The sequence below is a fragment of the Nonlabens dokdonensis DSW-6 genome (genome assembly GCF_000332115.1).
GTDB lineage: Bacteria > Bacteroidota > Bacteroidia > Flavobacteriales > Flavobacteriaceae > Nonlabens > Nonlabens dokdonensis.
The window spans coordinates 1,062,639-1,081,896 of the sequence record NC_020156.1; the positions used below are offsets into that span (position 1 = coordinate 1,062,639).

At 34.8% G+C, this 19,258-nt stretch carries 21 protein-coding genes and 1 tRNA gene; 12 read left to right on the forward strand and 10 right to left on the reverse strand.

Annotated elements, in window-relative coordinates; all coding sequences use genetic code 11:
* Window positions 1-98: 98 nt before the first annotated feature.
* The 8 genes from DDD_RS04690 to DDD_RS04725 form a co-directional block, all read right to left on the reverse strand.
* Window positions 99-422 (reverse strand): DUF4286 family protein, encoded by a 324-nt coding sequence (locus DDD_RS04690; protein WP_041566932.1) that lies wholly within the window; start codon window positions 420-422, stop codon window positions 99-101.
* A 20-nt stretch (window positions 423-442) separates the two neighbouring features.
* Window positions 443-2,233 carry a tetratricopeptide repeat protein gene (locus DDD_RS04695; protein WP_041566933.1) on the reverse strand — a complete coding sequence of 597 codons (1,791 nt, stop codon included), beginning with the start codon at window positions 2,231-2,233 and terminating at the stop codon, window positions 443-445.
* A gap of 11 nt (window positions 2,234-2,244) precedes the next feature.
* Window positions 2,245-3,513, reverse strand: a complete 1,269-nt coding sequence (gene serS, locus DDD_RS04700; protein WP_015361620.1) for a serine--tRNA ligase — start codon at window positions 3,511-3,513, stop codon at window positions 2,245-2,247.
* An 84-nt stretch (window positions 3,514-3,597) separates the two neighbouring features.
* Window positions 3,598-4,923, reverse strand: coding sequence for an HTTM domain-containing protein (locus tag DDD_RS04705; protein WP_015361621.1), 1,326 nt, complete (start codon window positions 4,921-4,923; stop codon window positions 3,598-3,600).
* Window positions 4,904-5,866, reverse strand: a complete 963-nt coding sequence (locus DDD_RS04710) for a bifunctional riboflavin kinase/FAD synthetase (protein WP_015361622.1) — start codon at window positions 5,864-5,866, stop codon at window positions 4,904-4,906. The genes DDD_RS04705 and DDD_RS04710 overlap by 20 nt, the downstream gene beginning before the upstream one ends.
* A gap of 118 nt (window positions 5,867-5,984) precedes the next feature.
* Window positions 5,985-6,623, reverse strand: coding sequence for an aminoacyl-tRNA hydrolase (pth, locus tag DDD_RS04715; RefSeq protein WP_041566934.1), 639 nt, complete (start codon window positions 6,621-6,623; stop codon window positions 5,985-5,987).
* A 69-nt stretch (window positions 6,624-6,692) separates the two neighbouring features.
* A complete protein-coding gene (locus tag DDD_RS04720; RefSeq protein WP_015361624.1) occupies window positions 6,693-7,325 on the reverse strand; it encodes a 50S ribosomal protein L25/general stress protein Ctc in 633 nt (210 codons plus the stop codon).
* Window positions 7,326-7,349: 24 nt separating this feature from the next.
* Window positions 7,350-8,291 carry a ribose-phosphate pyrophosphokinase gene (locus tag DDD_RS04725; RefSeq protein WP_015361625.1) on the reverse strand — a complete coding sequence of 314 codons (942 nt, stop codon included), beginning with the start codon at window positions 8,289-8,291 and terminating at the stop codon, window positions 7,350-7,352.
* A gap of 134 nt (window positions 8,292-8,425) precedes the next feature.
* On the opposite strand from DDD_RS04725, the gene DDD_RS04730 reads away from it, so the two are divergent.
* The 12 genes from DDD_RS04730 (at window position 8,426) to DDD_RS04785 (ending at window position 17,025) form a co-directional block, all read left to right on the forward strand.
* Window positions 8,426-8,507: transfer RNA gene (locus tag DDD_RS04730), tRNA-Leu, on the forward strand.
* A 181-nt stretch (window positions 8,508-8,688) separates the two neighbouring features.
* Window positions 8,689-9,657: a hypothetical protein gene (locus DDD_RS04735; protein ID WP_015361626.1), complete on the forward strand. Its 969-nt coding sequence runs from the start codon at window positions 8,689-8,691 to the stop codon at window positions 9,655-9,657.
* Window positions 9,658-9,857: 200 nt separating this feature from the next.
* Entirely contained in the window at window positions 9,858-10,844 is a 987-nt protein-coding gene (locus tag DDD_RS04745; RefSeq protein ID WP_015361628.1) for a hypothetical protein, read from the forward strand.
* Window positions 10,841-11,356, forward strand: a complete 516-nt coding sequence (locus tag DDD_RS04750; protein ID WP_015361629.1) for a hypothetical protein — start codon at window positions 10,841-10,843, stop codon at window positions 11,354-11,356. The genes DDD_RS04745 and DDD_RS04750 overlap by 4 nt, the downstream gene beginning before the upstream one ends.
* A gap of 397 nt (window positions 11,357-11,753) precedes the next feature.
* Entirely contained in the window at window positions 11,754-11,879 is a 126-nt protein-coding gene (locus tag DDD_RS18320) for a hypothetical protein (protein WP_015361630.1), read from the forward strand.
* 10 nt (window positions 11,880-11,889) lie between these two features.
* Window positions 11,890-12,468 carry a hypothetical protein gene (locus DDD_RS04755; protein WP_015361631.1) on the forward strand — a complete coding sequence of 193 codons (579 nt, stop codon included), beginning with the start codon at window positions 11,890-11,892 and terminating at the stop codon, window positions 12,466-12,468.
* A 441-nt stretch (window positions 12,469-12,909) separates the two neighbouring features.
* Window positions 12,910-13,653 carry a MotA/TolQ/ExbB proton channel family protein gene (locus tag DDD_RS04760; RefSeq protein ID WP_041566935.1) on the forward strand — a complete coding sequence of 248 codons (744 nt, stop codon included), beginning with the start codon at window positions 12,910-12,912 and terminating at the stop codon, window positions 13,651-13,653.
* Window positions 13,654-13,675: 22 nt separating this feature from the next.
* Complete coding sequence (locus DDD_RS04765) at window positions 13,676-14,164, forward strand: hypothetical protein (protein ID WP_015361634.1); 489 nt, start codon at window positions 13,676-13,678, stop codon at window positions 14,162-14,164.
* Between the two features lie 3 nt (window positions 14,165-14,167).
* Window positions 14,168-14,797: an ExbD/TolR family protein gene (locus DDD_RS04770; RefSeq protein WP_015361635.1), complete on the forward strand. Its 630-nt coding sequence runs from the start codon at window positions 14,168-14,170 to the stop codon at window positions 14,795-14,797.
* Window positions 14,798-14,799: 2 nt separating this feature from the next.
* Window positions 14,800-15,285, forward strand: a complete 486-nt coding sequence (locus tag DDD_RS04775; RefSeq protein ID WP_015361636.1) for an ExbD/TolR family protein — start codon at window positions 14,800-14,802, stop codon at window positions 15,283-15,285.
* Window positions 15,286-15,605: 320 nt separating this feature from the next.
* On the forward strand, window positions 15,606-16,232 hold the full coding sequence (locus tag DDD_RS04780; RefSeq protein ID WP_015361637.1) for an ExbD/TolR family protein: 627 nt from the start codon (window positions 15,606-15,608) through the stop codon (window positions 16,230-16,232).
* 82 nt (window positions 16,233-16,314) lie between these two features.
* Entirely contained in the window at window positions 16,315-17,025 is a 711-nt protein-coding gene (locus DDD_RS04785; protein WP_015361638.1) for a porin family protein, read from the forward strand.
* 86 nt (window positions 17,026-17,111) lie between these two features.
* On the opposite strand, the gene DDD_RS04790 is transcribed toward DDD_RS04785, so the two are convergent.
* Complete coding sequence (locus tag DDD_RS04790; protein ID WP_041566936.1) at window positions 17,112-17,717, reverse strand: hypothetical protein; 606 nt, start codon at window positions 17,715-17,717, stop codon at window positions 17,112-17,114.
* A 6-nt stretch (window positions 17,718-17,723) separates the two neighbouring features.
* Entirely contained in the window at window positions 17,724-19,181 is a 1,458-nt protein-coding gene (gene rpoN, locus DDD_RS04795; protein WP_015361640.1) for an RNA polymerase factor sigma-54, read from the reverse strand.
* Window positions 19,182-19,258 lie beyond the last annotated feature (77 nt).

The following is a 19,258-nucleotide window of genomic DNA, read 5'->3' on the forward strand; positions in this document are numbered from 1 at the left end:
TTAGTTATCTGTTCGTAGTGACATTTGATGCGTAACTACTTTTCTGTAAAAGTTATCGCTTAATTTAAAATCTCAATTCTTTGTTACCAAGACGGCGATTAATTACGTCTTACATTATACTCGTCAATGAGTTCTAATTCTGTTCTAAAAGACAGCACTCGCTCACCAAATTTTTCTACACTTTCTTTTCTTAGCACTGGAGCGTGATTTTCATAGTATTTAAGTAGCGCCTCTTTACTGTTTGCTTTGTACTGAATAGAAAATGTGCTGTGCCCATCTTCATCCTCGACAAGAACTCTAGTAAATCTAGCGTCCATAAAAAGACCTGTTCCTAATACTTTTGCTATATGCTCTCTGATCCATGGAATCCACTCTGGTTCTACAGATGCATGCATATTACAAGTTACGTTATATATAATCATTGATTTCTTTTAATGAGGCTTTAAAATGCCTTAATATTTTCATCTCCTCGCAGTCTACGATAACGCCTGCGGGCATCTACAAAGTGAATACTATCTGCATGTGAAAAGATTATTTTCTCAAAAAGACTCTTTGCCTTTTCAGGATCTGCAAGCTGTTCTTGGTAAAGTAAGCCCAATCTATAATAAGCATCATCGGCTAGAATGCCATCGCTATAATTATCGATTATCGTTTGATAGTTATCTCGTGCCTTTTCATAATTGCCTTCTATTTCGTACAATTTAGCTTGTTTTAATAAAGCTTCATCTTCGATTGGATCGCCTTTGTGATCTAGCAACAATCTATCATAAAGTGTAATAGCCTCTGCTCTTTTATTTTGATAATGTTTTAATTCCGCTTTCGCGAAAGCTTTCAAAGCAACAAAGGTCGTATCTTCTAAAGAGTGATCTGCAATAACCAGACTAAGCTCCATGGCATCGTTTGCAATTAATTTACTAGCAGCGCTGCGCAGCACCTTCAATTGCGTGAGACTCCAAGGAAAGTCGCCTTGATAATAACTCGTGCGAGCTACTTTAAATTGCGATTCTTGAGAACGCAAATCATTAGGAAGATCATTCTGAATCTGACTATAGAAAATCAGAGCACGGTTAAATTGCTCTTGTAAAACAAGTATGTCTGCCAGCAACATTTTCACGTCTGCCTTTTGAAATTTACTTAAGTTAGTTTTCTCTAACTGCGTGAGTAAATCACTCGCTTTTGCAGGATTGTTATTTTTAAAGGCTAGAAAACTAGCATAATCTAATTGTAATCTAAAGGTTTCCTTTTCTGCTCCATAGGTGGCAAGAAGTTTCTCATATTCTTGATTGATAAACTCATATTCAATGGCTGCAGCAGCGTTTGCCTTTAATCTTATTTTCAATACCTGCGCTAGATATCTCACGTTAATAGATTGCGTTTCTTCAATCATATAATCCAGTATCTCGTCTGCAGCTTCAAGATCGTTTTCATCTATAGCCGTTTCTACAAGATCCTGAATATTATTCATATTAGTTTCTTCACGTTTATAAATGGCTTTCTCCTGAATAAATGCTTTTTTAAAATCCTTTTGCTGCACAAATAGCCATGATAGCAATTGGTTATAAACAGGATCTGGATTACCACGCAATCGCAATAAGAGGACTTTTCTTAAGAGTTGGTTCCCTTCATTTTCTGCATCATCAGTAACGTATTGAGAAAATAAGGCTTGTGCACGAGGGCGATAAGCTGCGTTTTGCTCGATGAGTTTAATGTTTGCATCAAACATTTTTTCTAGATCGCCTTGTTCTCCATATAGTCTAGCCAATTGATAGTTGTAATTGAGCTTATCATTGATGGCCATTCCTTTTTCAAATGCTTCAATCGCCTCATCCAGCTCGTTACGTTCTTCAAATCTTCTCGCAATTTGATAGGTTAAATTAGGCATAGAATCTATCACCTGAATGGCTTCTTTGTAATATAAAGTCGCTAGGCTATCGTTACCTTTTAATGTAGCATTATAGCCTTTTTCAATTATAAACTGTTTATTGCGAGGAGATAGTCTTTGAGCTACATCTATTAAAGAATCTGCACTTTCATAACGTTCTAATTGCTGATAAACTTCTATGATATTAAAGATGGTTCTAGGATTGCCGCGGTTTTGCTCATAGATTTTTTTATAAATACTAAGAGCTTTATTGTATTCTCCTTGATCCATATAGTTTTCTGCTAGTTTTGAATCTTGAGCATAACTCGAGAAACAGAAACAACAAATTAAAATGGTAAGAATACAGCGCATAATCTTTAAAGTTAATCTATCGTATCAAAACCGCAATACGGAATCAAAACTTTAGGAATTTTGATACCACCATTTACTTGATAATTTTCTAAAATACTAGCTAGAATACGAGGTAAAGCTAAAGCACTTCCATTCAAAGTATGGGCAAGTTCTGTACCTTTTTCTGCACGGTAACGCAATTTCAAACGATTAGCTTGAAACGTCTTAAAGTTAGAAACACTACTTACTTCTAACCATTTTTCTTGGGCAGTACTATAAACTTCAAAATCATAGGTGAGCGTAGAAGTAAATCCTAAATCTCCACCACAAAGCCTCAAAATACGATATGGTAATTCTAACTCTTCAAGAATACCTTTTACATGCACCACCATAGCATCAAGAGCTCCATCACTTTTATCTGGATGCTCGATGCGTAAAATTTCTACTTTATCAAATTGGTGCAATCGATTTAAACCTCTTACATCACTTCCATAACTACCAGCCTCGCGTCTAAAGCATGGCGTATAACCAGTCATGGTGATAGGAAAGTCCTTTGCTTCTAGAATAGTATCTCTATAAATATTTGTAATAGGAACTTCTCCTGTTGGGATTAAATACAAATCATCCACGCCTACGTGGTACATTTGTCCTTCTTTATCTGGTAACTGACCTGTTCCATAACCACTCGCTTCATTTACTAAATGCGGTACTTGCATTTCATCATATCCAGCTTCGGTATTTTTGTCTAGAAAATAATTAATTAAAGCACGTTGTAATCGTGCTCCCTTATTTTTATAAACAGGGAAACCAGCACCTGTAATTTTATTACCTAATTCAAAATCAATAATATCATAGTCTTTAACCAGTTCCCAGTGTGGTTTTGCTTCTTCATGAAGTACTGGTATTTCTCCATGTTGAGAAACTACCTCATTATCTTCATCAGTATTTCCAGCTGGTACACTTTCCTGCGGAATATTAGGTATCTCATATAAAATCGTCTGTAATTTTGCTACAGCTTCATTCAATTGATCGCCTAATTGTTTTGAAGACTCTTTTAAATCAGCCGTTTGCTTTTTAAGTTCATTTGCCTCAGCAGCTTTTCCAGATTTATACAACTCTCCTATCTCTTTAGAAAGTTTGTTAGACTTAGCTAGAGTTTCATCAAGTTGCCCTTGAATGCTGCGACGTTGTTCATCTACCTTTATCGCATTCTCTAATAAAGGAAGCGCATCGATGTTTCTTTTTTGCAATGCTTTTGCAAAAACGTCTTTGTTTTCACGTATTTCTGCTATTTGTAGCATGTGATCTGATTTAAATATATAAGGGGTAAAATTAGCGATTATCGTTTACATAACGATAGCAAGTACAACTTAGTTTTCTAGTCTTTACTTTTCTTTATCTAATTGAGAAGGTATGATCCAAGAATGGTGTTTGACATGGCTCCACTCCTCTGCAGCAAGATCTACTTTAGGATCCGTTAGCTGATAAAAAGGCCGTCCATTAATAGATACTTTCAAATCAGCATACACTTCAATCTCCTTGCCTTGCTCAGCGTAAACTTTTTCTAACTTTTGAGCAAACTGCCATACAAAATCTGGCTTTGAAAGAACTGATCGCTCTTGCTTAAAACTCAATAAATTTGCAAGCTGCACCGGTGTCTTTTTACCAGTATCCTTCTCTACAACATAAATAGTACCTTTTCCTGATCTACTGCGCAGCATCATGCGCCAGCTTAGTCTATGTCCTTCTTCAGTCCATAATACGTCATCCTCAATGACCCAATGTCTTAAAGGCAGCAACAACATCACTAATAAAAAAGCTGTTCCTGAAAATATAATAAGGTTCCTCGTTTTTGGGACAATAACTTCAGCAGCTCCATAAAAAGCTTTCTTGCTTAAAAACCTTTTATGGATAACTTCAGCAGAGAAGAAGAATACTAGAAACGATAAAGCTAAATAAGGGAAAATTCCTATTTGAAAAACTATACTATTGAAAATATGAAAGAATACAGATGCTATGACAGCCAGCCATCGCGTTCTTTTCCACAATAAAAACGGGACTATTAATAGGTCAAAGAATAATCCGAAATAAAGAATAGCCTGGTGTGCCCAATCTTGTTGTAAAATATCAAAATTTCTACCACGTGTGCTCATTAAATACTTAGGAAAGCTGCCGTCCAGCCAGTCTGGATAAAACTTTGCTACACTTGCATAGGCATATATAATTCCTAAAAAAGCAACAATGAATGTATAAATCCATCGAGACATGTGCTCTTTCCTAAAACTAGGATTTAAACGAGCATCTATGGAGGCTGACCTATTTGCAGGCAATAACACCATTAAAAAGTTGAGCAACATGAGTAGATAGCAATGATTATTGTAACTGCTCTTTTGCAGCAAGTAAACATAAGCCCATGCAATGGCATAAAATAACATTGCCATTCGGTATTTATAACCTACCATAACTAGTAGTCCCGCGCACCCCATAACAACGTACAAAACGTACATCCAGTTTCCAGGCAGCGGCTCTAGAAACTCAAAACCTATGAAGGTGAAGGTGAACTCAGGTTCGATAAAAAGTCTTCTTACGGCACCTAAAGCTATAGAGCCAAAAGCTTCGCAGGCTATAAGTAAACCGAAAAACATTCTAAAAAGAACTAATGCAGAGTTATCTATTTGAGTAAAAAGCCATTTATCTAGTTTGCTGTGCATAATGCCTGGTCTTTTGCTCGTCTTGTTTCATTGCAGCAACTAAATCTTCAAGATCTTTAAATTTCTCCTCGCTTCTCAAACGTTTATGAAAAAACAATTCCATTTTACGGTTGTACAAGTCTTCATTGAAATCAATGTAATAGGTTTCTATAGTCTGTTGCGCCTCATCAGAAACAGTGGGATTAGTCCCGATGTTAGTCATGCCGTAAACGCGCTTCCCATCTATTACAGAACTTGTCACATAAACTCCAGCTGCCGGAATAAGCTTGTAGGCTTCCTCTACGTGTAAATTTGCGGTAGGATAACCTATGGTACGACCTATTTTTTTACCTGATTTAACTATACCGGTTATACTGTAATCTCTGTTTAAGTAAGTATTGGTTTTTTCTATCGCACCACTTTGTAGCGTTTTTCTAATCTTCGTGCTGCTTACTGCTACTTCTTCTACTTCCTTTTTAGAAATTTCAATGACCTCAAAATCAAATTGGACAGCAAACTCCTTTAACTCAATGATACTAGCAGATCTATTGATACCAAATCTATGATCATATCCTATCACAACAACTTTTGCATTAAGCTGGTCTACCAGAATATTTTTTACATAATCAAAGGCTGTAGTCCTTGAGAATTCTTTAGAAAAAGGATGAATAACTATATTTTCAATTCCTTGGTTAGAAACGAGTTGCACTCGCTCATCTATGGTATTTATTAATTTGAGATCATGATCTGGTTGTAACACCATTCTAGGATGAGGAAAAAAAGTTAGCAAAACGCTTGTAAGTCCTTCGGTCTTTGCTCTTGATACTACTCGATCTAATATTTTTTGATGCCCTTGATGCACTCCATCAAAAGTTCCTATTGTAACTACGGCTTTTTTGGTAGCCTTATATTCCTCAATATTATAGTAGGTATTCAATTCTAGATCTTCTGTATTAAGGTGCAAATTAAAATAATATGATTAGAAATTTAGATTTTTAAGAACCTTTTAATGGAAAAGAGGAGGTTATAGTTCTCGCTTTCGCGAAAGCGGAATTACAACAACCCTTAACAAAATAAACACGCTATTTCCCGTTGTACTGATTCATGGTATTTGCCAGACCAGCATGGGTAAATGATAACGCCATTTTTGCCGCAGTATCAAGACGTTCTGGAAGTGATTTTTGCTCCTCACTATTCCATTCACCTAATACATAATCTACCTGGCGACCTTTAGAAAACTCATCTGAAATACCAAAACGCAATCGCGGATATTTAGGCGTATTTAATGTAATTTGAGTGTCTTTCAAACCGTTGTGTCCACCGTCAGTGCCTTTGGCCTTCATGCGTAGTGTTCCAAAAGGCAAATTTAAATCGTCAGTTATTACCAATATGTTATCGATAGAAATACCTTCCTGCTTCATGTAGTATTTAATTGCTTTACCACTTAAGTTCATAAACGTATTAGGCTTAAGTAACAGCACACTTTTCCCCTTATGAGTGATACTCGCCACATCTCCAAGTTTAAGCGTTTCAAAACTAGCCTCCTTTTCGGTAGCTATTTCATCTAAAATCTTGAAACCAATGTTATGCCTAGTTTCAGAATATTTTGCACCTGGATTTCCCAAGCCTACAATCAAGAATTTTTTCATGGAGTCTTCTTCATTTAAAACAGTTGTGATTCTTGCATCACGAGTAAATATTTTTTTAAACCAATTCAACATGTTGTAAAAATAAAAAAGCTGCAAGATTTATTTCTTGCAGCTTTTATAAAATTATAAGTGCTTTCTGTTTTATTTAACAGCAGCCTCATCATCAGTTTGTGTGGAAGGAACATCTCCTGCTTCCACTTCTTCTTCTTCCTCCTCATCAACAATAGCAGTACGAGAAGTTTTGATCATTACTACAACAACAGAGTCTGGATGCATGATTTCATACTCGTCTACTCTTAAGTCACGTACATATCTTTTATTACCAATTTTCATGTCAGTAATATCAATTGTAATGAAGTCTGGTAAATTTGCAGGAAGTGCTTTTACCTTAAGTTTACGGTTGTTACGACGTAATACCCCACCATTAAGTACACCCTTTGAAGAACCTGTAAGTTGCACAGGAACTTCCATAGTTACCATTTTATCATCAAAAATTTGATAAAAATCAGCATGTAAAAGAAGTTCTTTTACTGGGTGCCACTGCATGTCTTGAGCGATAGCGTTGTACTTACCATCTTTTCCTAAATCCACAACCACAGTGTGCGCATCTGGAGTATAAACAAGCTTTGTAAAAGCATTAATCTCTGCTGAAAAGTGTATAGGCTCGTCTCCTCCGTAAATTACGCAAGGAACCAATCCAGCATTACGTAAGGCTTTTGTTGCTTTCTTGCCCACGCTTTCTCTTTTTGATCCTAAGATCGTGATTGATTTCATGTTATATATATTTAGTTAATGAAATTACATTATAAAGTGTTCACTTATCGACTTGTTGTTCTGTACACTTTGCATTACTTCTGCAAAAAGTGACGCACATGAAAGTACTTTAATTTTAGGACTTTCTTGTTTCAACGGTATCGAGTCAGTGACGATTAATTCTAATAGTTGTGAGTTATTGATGCGCTCATAAGCTTTTCCTGAGAGAATGGCGTGAGTACAAATAGCTCTTACACTTTTTGCACCTCTTTCCATCATGACGTCAGCAGCTTTGGTTAATGTTCCAGCAGTATCTACCATGTCGTCTACTAGAACTACATTTTTCCCTGTCACATCACCTATAAGTTCCATGTGAGAAATTACATTTGCTTTTTGTCTTTGCTTGTAACAAACCACTACGTCGCTTTCTAACGTCTTTGCGTAGGCATAAGCTCGTTTTGAACCTCCCATATCTGGAGAAGCAATAGTAAGATCGCTTAAATTCAAACTCTTTAAGTAAGGAATGAATAAAGCACTAGCAAAAAGATGGTCCACTGGTTTTTCAAAAAATCCTTGAATTTGATCTGCATGTAGGTCCATCGTAATAATACGAGTAGCACCTGCAGATTCTAAGATTTTAGCAATCATTTTTGCACCTATAGGAACACGAGGCTTATCCTTCCGATCTTGACGTGCCCAACCAAAATAAGGTATAACGGCAGTTATGTGTCTTGCACTAGCCCTTTTTGCAGCATCGATCATCAAAAGCATTTCCATCAGATGATCACTGCTAGGCTGAGTAGAACCTATAATAAAGATACGACGACCTCTTATAGACTCCTCAAAAGATGGCTGAAATTCTCCATCACTAAATGTAGAGAAATTCACTTTTCCTAAACTTGCTCCATATTTTTCAGCAATGGAAGCGGCCAGCGTCATACTTTGACGGCAACCAAATAACTTAGCATCTTCTATAGGGTAACTCATAATTTAAAACCTTCTGGTTCTGATTTTAAGGCTGCAAAGGTACTTATTATTTTAGAGACCACGATCTAAATATAAAACGATTTGTATTCTTTAAGTAAATTTATTTATTACTTTTGCATTTCCAATTACAAAACGCCTCAGTGGTGGAATTGGTAGACACGTTGGATTCAAAATCCAATGCTTCACGGCGTGCCGGTTCGATTCCGGCCTGAGGTACTTCCTTTAAAAAAACCCTGTAAACGCAGGGTTTTTGTATTTATCTAAACTTATTAAAAATTCGGTTAAAATGCTCTTATTTGGTAAAGTTCTGTATTTAGAGTATTTTGGTTATAAATTAAGTTCAAATCATCAGCATTCTAAATATCTAGGTTAAATAAAAACTTTTCAAAGCGATAAAATGAAAGATAATAAAGGAAAGAATAGCTATTCCTTCAGGGATAAAATGAACATCGCATTCGTTGCAATTTTAATAATTGCAATCATTGCATTGTTCATCTTTCATATAGTTGCTGAAGACCCAACTGATACAGAAACGGCCTTATTTGCTTTCCTGCAATTTATATTTTCAACATTCCTGGCATGGATACTGGCTAACTATAGTTCTAAGAAAGAGTTTGAGGCCAGTCAAAAGAAATTTGCAATATCTGCATACAGGCGTATTAATGAGATCGAGCGCGGTGTAGATTCACTAATTGCAGTTACAACAACTCATAGTAAAATAAATAATACCGGTGATCTTAAATTTATTGAGGCCATAGGAAACAATATTCAAAATACTATTCAATCCTCTATTGCTGACTGGGCCGATGTCATAGGAGAGGAAATTGCAACAGAAAATGAAATTGAGAAGCTGAAACGTGAGCAAGAAAACCTTCTTAAAACATTTACAGATAAGAATGAGGAAAGTGAAGAAAAGGTAAAAGAAGAACTTGCTGCTCATGATCTTAAAATGAAGAAACTCATTGATTCTCTGCCAAGTTCATTAGCTATTCAAAACAACTCTGAAGAAGCTGTTAGTGAATACAACCTTCATCGCAAAAAGCTTAGAAATAAAATATATCATACAGGTATATTGACAGTAATGTTTAGAGGTGATTTATCTAAAATAAAGAAATATAACGAGGTAACAATGAGATTGCTATCTCATTCAGGTGAAGGCATATTTTTGCTATATAATGAGAGTGATGAAGTATTAGCAACTATGTTTAATGCTAGTCCTCTTTCAGAGTCTAGTTATACCATATTAATATATAGCCTTATTAATACAAAAGAATTAACTGTAGATGTAAAAGATCAGGTTCGTGAATTTGATGTTCCTAACCGAGAAAAGTTAATTGCTGTTGATTTAGACGTTGTGTTATCATGATTTTAAAGCTACTAGCAATTTTTATCGTGCCGTTAATTGAAATTGGATTGATATTATTTATAACTAGTTTAGAAAAAAGAAGAAATGCTACCTTGAGAGTGCAGCAGAAATATAAAATAAATAACCGCTCTGAAACTAACGATAATAGACATCGTAGCCTTTTTTATGTAAGAGCACTGATTTAAAAACAGATAACATATATGGGAATAGAGACAATGCCAGTGAGATTTCATTATTTTGATCTTAAAATGGTGCCATTAGCATCACAAAGAGGCAAATACACGTCATCCTCTTTATTAAAAGCCTGTATAACTGAGATAAATAGGGCTAGAAAAGACGATCATAACGCTATAGTTTTAGATCGCAACCATAAAAATAGTAAGGAACTAAAACGTGAGCTTTTCATCAGTACCATCGCAATAAAACAACCAGAAAACAAATATAAAGGCACTATTCATCTTATTAGAGATAATAAAAATCCTATGCTAGTAGACAGAGAGACTTATAAGCTAGCGCCAATGAATGAAGTTAAGAATGGAAGCATGATTGCTGAAACTACACATTTCTATATTGATTTTTCAAAAGAAATACCTTTAGTATGTTGTGAGTTCAACAATGACGGACCCAGAATAAGTGATATTGAGTATTATTTTAGACAAATAGGCGCGAAAGTTTTAAATTTATCTTATTCATGTCAAGCTGAAAGAAGAAGCTCTGGAGATATAAAAACGTTCTTAAAAAATCTCAACGATGTTATTAATATCAAAATAAAAGCTAAACCTAGTAAACTGCCATACCTTACAAACAAATTAAACGAATCATTTATAGCACGTATGCAAGGATTAAGCAATACTATTGAAAATGCAGCTATAAAAGTAGAGACTTCATTTAGAGCTCCTGGCTTAAGGAAGACTAAAAGCATAGCAGGAATTGCGTTTGTAAAACGAGTTTTAGGTAAAGTAACAGAGGAAGAAGAGATCATAGAGGCATTAGAGGATTTCTCAGTAATTTATGATAGTAACTCTGGTACTCAAGAAACGTTTAATTTAACAGGAAGTTTAGTGGAGTTTACGGTAGATTGTCCTTTGACAAAAGGTCGTACTCTTGAATCAAAACAATTGTTTAACTTAGCCAACGTTGAATTTGATGATTATATAAACAGAACGAATCAAAGCGTTTCATCATGATTTTGGAAGCATATTATAAAAGACCGTTGTTATACGATTACTTGTTAGCAGGAATTGTATGCGCTGGTGTTTTATTCATTAGAAAACAAGGTCTTTTATTGATTCCTAAAACCGAATTGATTAATCAAATAGCTTCAGATCTAGCAACTATAGGAATTACAATATCGGGATTTATACTTACGATAATGACATTATTTATCACGATGAAAAGTTCACAGATCCTTGAGAAGAGAATTTTAACCGAACAAAGTAGCGCATTTGAAATTTGGTTAAGATCCCCTATGTATGAAACTTCAATAAAAATAATTAAATACGGTGTGTTTTCATTACTAGCTGTATCAATAACACTATATGTATTACAATTGTTTATAGTGGATAAGTATGAGAATATAATTTTTTATTTTGACATATTGATATTAATTTTAATTTTTACTACATTTTTAAGATGCTTTTATGTTCTAGATCTTATTTTGAAAATGCAGCAACGTCCACCAGTTGATTTTGATAATTAATTTTATAACCATCAAAATCATAAATTTTGATTAATTTTCACATTTGTTACGTTTATATAGCCATTTTAAACTCAAAAGATGTTTATTTTTTTTGAACATTCGATAACTGGCTATATAAATACGATGATCGACAAATAAAAAGGATAGGGATTCATAAAAAAATAAACATAAGTTATAATCACACACCTTAAGCATATTAAAAATCAGATCAACTGCACAAATACACAGTTATAAAGTTGCTATGTAATGGTAATGTAATAGTAATGTCTTACATTTGTCTCCTTAATGAGGTAGTTTTTTATAAATTCTGAATCATTAAAATTAAATCTATTACAATAAAGTCATAGGTATATAATTATCAGTTATGGGATTCCTGAATAAAAAAACCAGTTTAACAATGTCAAAAAAGGCATCTACAATTAAACCTGCAACTGGACAGGTTGTTCACAAAATTAGACGCGTTTCTTCACAAGAAGTTATGGATAATAGATCCAAAGCATACTCTTTTCTTACTATAGAGTAGTTACAATTTCTTGGATCGATTTGAATACATTTATAAAGGCAAGTCTATAATTAATGGCGTTACCACAGAAATATATGCTTTCAAATGTAAATTTAATAACTCATACGTTCTCGAGGTAGAATTGTTTGAAAATGATATTCAAATAATAAAATACTATCAAAAAAATCATAGAGATAGCGAAAAGCGTTACTCTTTAATGAACGATCAACAACAATTTGATCTTAAAGACGGAAAACCTTTTAACTCGTCGACAAACGTGATTTATATAATGAATACTATTAGAAATTTAATGGTAGAAAAATTACGTGAAAGTAAAAAGATTTCGTTTGGTTTTATGGGTGCTCCTAAAGAGGAAGAGTTAGACATTGAAAATAATGGTCGTAATATTAACAGTGACGGAACAGTTAGGAACACTCAGAGGGCTAATATCTATACATCTTATGTAGATCGATACTTTGCGCCGGATAAATTTATTCGCCGCTCTATGGAATCTAGTAGTAGCCATATGATAAGTCACATTGAAAATAACTCACTAACGGACGAAATTGCAGAAGAGTTTTTTATAAACTATATAAATAACTACGGATAACATTTTTTTTTAATAATCTTCTGTAGCTATGACATTACACTTCTTAATCAACATTCAAAGGAGCACCTTAAGACGACTCATTTAATTACAATTAATTAAGTATTAACATGAAAAATCGCATGCATTAAAAATCCAATGCTTCACGGCGTGCCGGTTCGATTCCGGCCTGAGGTACAAGAAAAGCTTTCTACGTTTGTAAGAAAGCTTTTTTTATTCTCTAATCAGAAACAATTGTTAACAAATAGATAACAATCCTCCTCAAATAGCACTAATAAACTGAAAGCCTTAAGGTTTCTAGTCTATTCAAATAGTACTTAAGCGGCAGAATCAAGTACATTCACTGAAATTTTAATCATACATTAAGAAATGTTATGATATTTTTGCTCAATAAATTATATATTTACCCCTTAACTTGAAAATTCAATAAATCAAATAAGTCAAATGAAACGATCACTTTCAATTTTATTCACGGCAGCCATGACAATAGGTGTTACTGGTGTAGCTTCAGCTTCAGCATTAATCCAAGAAGCTCCAGAAGTAGTTAAAACAGAATCTTTCCACCAAGTCTTAAAGAAAAACTTTATTGATGGAGGACCTGGATTCATGGCAATTGTATTAGTATGTCTTATATTAGGACTAGCAGTAGCAATTGAAAGAATCATTTATTTAAACCTTTCTACTACAAATTCTAAGAAACTTGCTGCAAATGTGGAGCAAGCACTTCAAAGTGGTGGTATTGAAGCTGCAAAAGATGTATGTCGTAATACAAAAGGACCTGTTGCTTCTATCTATTATCAAGGACTTGACAGAGCCGATGAAAGCATCGAAGCTGCAGAAAAAGCAGTTGTTGCTTATGGTGGCGTACAAATGGGTCAATTAGAAAAGAACGTATCTTGGGTTTCATTATTTATCGCTCTTGCACCTATGCTTGGGTTTATGGGTACGGTAATAGGTATGATCGGATCGTTTAACAGTATTGAAGAAGCAGGTACAATGGAACCTTCTCTTGTAGCAGGTGGTATTAAAGTAGCACTTCTTACGACTGTATTTGGTCTTATTGTTGCAATTATCCTTCAAATCTTTTACAACTACATCGTTTCTAAAATTGATAGTATTGTAAATGATATGGAAGATGCTTCTATTACTCTTATCGACATTCTTGTAGATTACAAGAACGGTAAGTAATTAATTCTCATAAAAACAAATCATGGTTTTACATAAAGTATTAAAATACCTAGTTCTTCTTTTGAGCGTTATAGCATTGGGGTTTTTCTTTTACACCTTAGCTATAGGCGATGAAGCAATAGAACTTAATACGGAAGGCAGCCAGGCTGTTACCGTATCACCGTTGATCATACTAGCATATATAACATTAGGACTTACTATCTTGATCGTTGTACTATTCGTATTGAAAGGATTATTTACTAGTCCAGAAGCTCTTAAGAAAGCTGGTATTTCTGTAGGTCTATTGTTGTTAGTTACAGCAATCTCATACGCCCTAGCAGACGATTTGAACACAGTAGGTTTTGTTCCAGTTGAGGAAGGTGGCAAAGTTATTGAGCTAGACAATGGACAAGAACTTTCTACAGGAACTTCCAAATGGATAGGTACCTCATTATATATGTTCTATATACTAGCCTTTGTTGCAGTTGCGACTGTTGTATGGGCTGGAATAAGTAAACAATTAAAAAAGTAAGTTATGGCTAGAAGATCTGCACCAGAAGTAAATGCCGGATCGATGGCAGACATTGCATTCCTATTATTGATCTTCTTCCTGGTAACTACCACGATAGAGGTAGATAGTGGTATTGCAAGTAAATTGCCTCCACCTCTTCCAGAGGACACGCCTCCACCACCTATTAAAGAGAAGAATATATTTCAAGTCATTGTAAATGCTGAAAATAGACTTCTTGTGGAAGAAGAGGATATGGAGATCAAAAACTTGACTAATGCTGCCGTAGCATTTTTAGATAACGGTGGTGGTACTGACCCAAGAAACGCTTGTACTTATTGTAGAGGTGCTAAGGATCCAGAATCGTCCGACAATCCTAAGAAAGCTATTATATCACTAGTCAATGATAGACAAGCATCTTACAAGATGTATCTAGCTGTTACTAATGAATTAGTAAGAGCTTATGCGATCCTTAGAGACCGTGAAGCAAAACGACTTTATAATGAGACGTATTCGTCTATGACAAATCGTTATGCAGAATGGCCTGCTACTGAGAAGGAAAGTCCGGAATATCTTGAGTTAGAAGATAGAATTGATAAGGTAAGAGAATTATTTCCTAGAAATCTTTCTGAAGCCGAACCTCAAAACAGAGAATAATTATGTCTAAATTTAATAAAAAGAAAAATGCTGAGGTACCTGCGGTAAACACTGCTTCCCTACCTGATATTGTATTTATGTTACTGTTTTTCTTTATGGTTGCAACTGTAATGAGGGATGATGAACTTCAAATAGAAAACCAACTTCCTAAAGCTAACCAAGTAGAGAAGCTTGCAGAGAAAAAGAAAGTTGTGACAATTTACATCGGAAAGCCGAGTCCGAATTTCACTAAACAATATGGAGTTACTGAGGTAATTCAATTGGGTGATAAAATTTCTCCTTTAAGTGACGTACAGACGTATGTGAACACAAAGAGAAATGCGATGGATGAGGATGATAAAGATGAAATGATGGTGTCATTAAAAGTAGATCAAAACTCTCAAGTAGGAATTCTAACAGATGTAAAACAAGAATTGAGAGATGCATTAGCTCTTAAAATAAGTTATACTTCTATAGAAGGTGATCCCCTTAGAAATTTGAAAAACTAAAATTTTCAACTTATAAATTATTAAAATAGCCGTTCTAAAAAGAACGGCTATTTTTTTTGACTCAATTTTAATGAAAATACTTCCTGATTACCAGCGGCAGAGCTATTTAAGTTCGATTATAAGCTGAGAGAAACCTTTCAACCCTTCATACTGTAACTACCCTTAGAGTCTGTTATTTACTGGCAAGGTTCTTGAAACTAGTAATTTCAATTCACCTTATCAATAAATCATTTGTCACATTAGACTACAACATTGTTCTCAAACTTCAAAATGTAATCAATGTATGTCTTATCTCTTGCGGCAGTTTAAACAAAAACATCATGGCTCAAAGAAACGCACCAGAAGTAAACGCAGGATCAATGGCAGATATCGCTTTCCTATTATTGATCTTCTTTTTAGTAACAACTACCATAGAAGTAGATAGCGGTATTGCGAGTAAACTACCACCTCCGATTGATAAGCCAGATGATTTTAGACAAAATAAGAGAAACCTGTTTCAAGTCATTGTTAATTCTGAAAACAGGATTCTAGTTAATGAAAAGGATATGGAGCTAAAAGATTTAACAAAAGCTGCCATCAATTTTTTAGATAACGGTGGCGCAACAGATTCCAAAAACATTTGTTCCTATTGCAAAGGAGATAAAGATTCAATGTCCTCAGAAAATCCTAAAAAGGCAATTATATCACTAGTAAATGATAGGCAAGCGTCTTATAAAACCTACATCGCCGTTACTAACGAGCTAGTAAAAGCCTACTCTATGCTTCGAGATCGAGAAGCTCAAAGACTTTATAATGAGACGTACACTTCAATGAATAACCGACTCCATAACTTGCCAAAAACAGAAAGTGACCATCCTGAATATCAAAAACTAGAGCAGCAAATTAAAACTATCAGAGAATTATTCCCTCGGAATCTATCTGAAGCAGAGCCTAGAAAAATAGAATAAAGAACCATTTAAAATAAAGCTCGTTGCTTTTCTTTACCATCGCGATTGTTATATCTTTACTAGATAATAGTTGAGACCCAAAATGAGATCACTTTTACTCTTTACTTTTTTAAGCGTTTGCGCTCATTTAAGTACTGCTCAAAAATCAGAATTTCCAGATAACGCCATTCCTAATGTGGTGGATTCGCTCTATAGGGAAGATCAATTTTATATAGGTTTATCTTTTAACTTAGTTACAAATCAGCCTAGTTCTTATTCTCAAAATGGATTTTCAGGTGGATTGCATGCCGGTTTTATAAGAGATATGCCTATTAATAAAAGACGTAACCTAGCTATAGGTGTAGGATTAGGAGTCTCTACTAATACGTACAATTCCAATCTTTTTATAGGACAAGATGCAAATGGTGAAAGCATCTACAGTATTCTAGATGGTGATATAGATGTAGACCGTAATAGATTCAATACTAATCTTGTTGAAATGCCTATTCAGTTAAGATGGCGCACTTCTACGCCTACAGAATATACTTTTTGGCGCATTTATACTGGTATCAAACTATCGTACATATATCACTATAAAGCGACTTTTAAAAATGAATCCTTAAATGCTTCTCAAACTAATATTCCTGAGGTAAACCGCTTTCAATATGCAGCAACTCTTAGTTTAGGACATGGAAGCTTCAACGCATTTGTTCAGTACAACTTAAACACTTTGTTTAATGAAGATGCGCTCATAGATTTAGAGCAGGTCAACTTACAGCCTATTAAATTTGGGATTGAGTTTTACATCCTTTAGAACTCAAAGCACTTAATATATTCTAGATACTTATAAGCTTAGGAAGTCTTTTATTTGTCTCGCTTTCGCGAAAGCGGAATCAAAAACTAGCTCACAAAATAACTGAAAGCCAAAATCTGACTAGCGAGCCCAAGTGAAAAGCCAAAAATCAACTCATGGCCTTTATGCGCTTTCATACTTAATCTTGAGGTGGCTGTAAGACCGCTTACGATTCCCATAATGGCAAGAGGCAACAGCAAACTTATTCCTTGAGTAAAGGATAGCATGATTAAAAAGCCTAAAACTCCTCCGGTAGCCATTAAATGCAAACTGATCTTATACCTCAACGACGTGATAAGTGTCGCTACAAAACTGGCAATAAGAACACCTATAAAAAAATAATATAATGATAGATGCAATCCATCGGTAAACGTACCTCTTAGTAACATTACTAAAAGAACCATGTAAATACACAATGGTAGGATGCGCTCTTTAGTACGTGATAAATGAATACTATCTACCCAACCTAAGATTTTAAGCATGGTATAAATAAGCAATGGTATCGCAGCGGTAAGTATTAAAATAAGGTACAATTTAAGTCGTACGCTTTCTGGGTCACTATAGTAGTTAAAGTTAAAATACCATAAAGAGACCAGAGAAGGAATAAATAGCGGATTAACCACATAGCTCCACATCCTAAGAAACCACTTCATAATAGTCTAGATTTCCTTTCTCAAACGTGCCACAGGAATGTCTAACTGTTCTCTGTATTTAGCAACTGTTCTACGAGCAATAGGGTATCCTTTTTCTTTTAATAAGTCAGCAAGTTTTTGATCTGTAAGCGGTTTTTTCTTGCTTTCTTCACCTATTACGGTTTCAAGAATTTTTTTAATTTCTCTAGTAGACACTTCTTCACCATCAGAGTTAGTCATAGACTCTGAGAAAAATTCCTTGATTAACTTAGTACCATAAGGAGTGTCCACGTACTTAGAGTTTGCCACACGAGAAACAGTAGATACGTCCATGTCTATCTTATCTGCAATGTCCTTGAGAATCATGGGACGCAAGTTACGCTCATCACCAGATAAGAAATATTCTTTTTGGTAATGCATAATAGTAGACATGGTCACAAATAAAGTCTCTTGTCTTTGTTTGATCGCTTCTATAAACCATTTTGCCCCATCAAGTTTTTGCTTGATAAACATTACCGCATCTTTTTGAGATTTAGTTTTCTCCTTTGCTTCCTTATAACCTCTCAACATATTAGAATAATCTCTAGATACATGTAATTCTGGAGCGTTACGGCCATTCAATGTGAGTTCTAACTCACCATCTTTTATACGTATAGTAAAATCCGGCACTACTTGCTCCACAACACGTGTGCTTCCACCAGCATAAGAACCTCCAGGTTTAGGATTAAGATGTTCTATATCATCAATAGCATCACGCAATTCATCTTCGGTAATGTCGTATTTAGCAATGATTTTTGAATAGTGCTTTTTACTAAAAGCATCAAAAGAATCTCTGATTAATTTAATGGCCAGCTCAGTACTTTTAGAGTTACGCTTTCGCGAAAGCTGAATCAATAAACATTCCTGCAAATCACGAGCTCCTACACCAGCAGGATCTAATCCATGAACTACCTGCAGTACTTTTTCTACTTCTTCTACCTCGGTATATAAATTCATGGTAAAAGCGAGGTCATCTGTAATGTCTTCAAGAGACCTTCTAATGTAACCACTGTTATCGATGCTACCTACAAGAAACTCTGCAATGGCGCGATGGTCATCACTCAATCTCACAGTGTTGAGCTGGTCGATGAGCGTTTGAGTAAATGACTTTCCAGAAGCATACGGAACGCTTTTCTCGTCATCGTCAGCACTATAATTATTTGCTCTTGTGCGATATTCGGGAATATCGTCATCACTCAAGTAATCGTCTACATTGATATCTGTCTCAATAGACTCATTACCATCGTCATAATCATCTTGATTAGAAAATTCATCATACTCATCTTCTGACTGCTCTTTGCCGTCATCCAGTGCTGGATTTTCTTCCAGCTCAGACTTTACTCTTTGCTCAAAGGCTTGTGTAGGCAATTGTATCAACTTCATCAACTGGATTTGTTGAGGAGAGAGCTTTTGAGATAATTTAAAATTTAATGACTGTTTAAGCATGGTTGTTTTCTAACTACGTAAAAATACTAAAAGACTAATTGATTAAAGCTAAAGTTAAGAAAAGAAACGACTCTCCT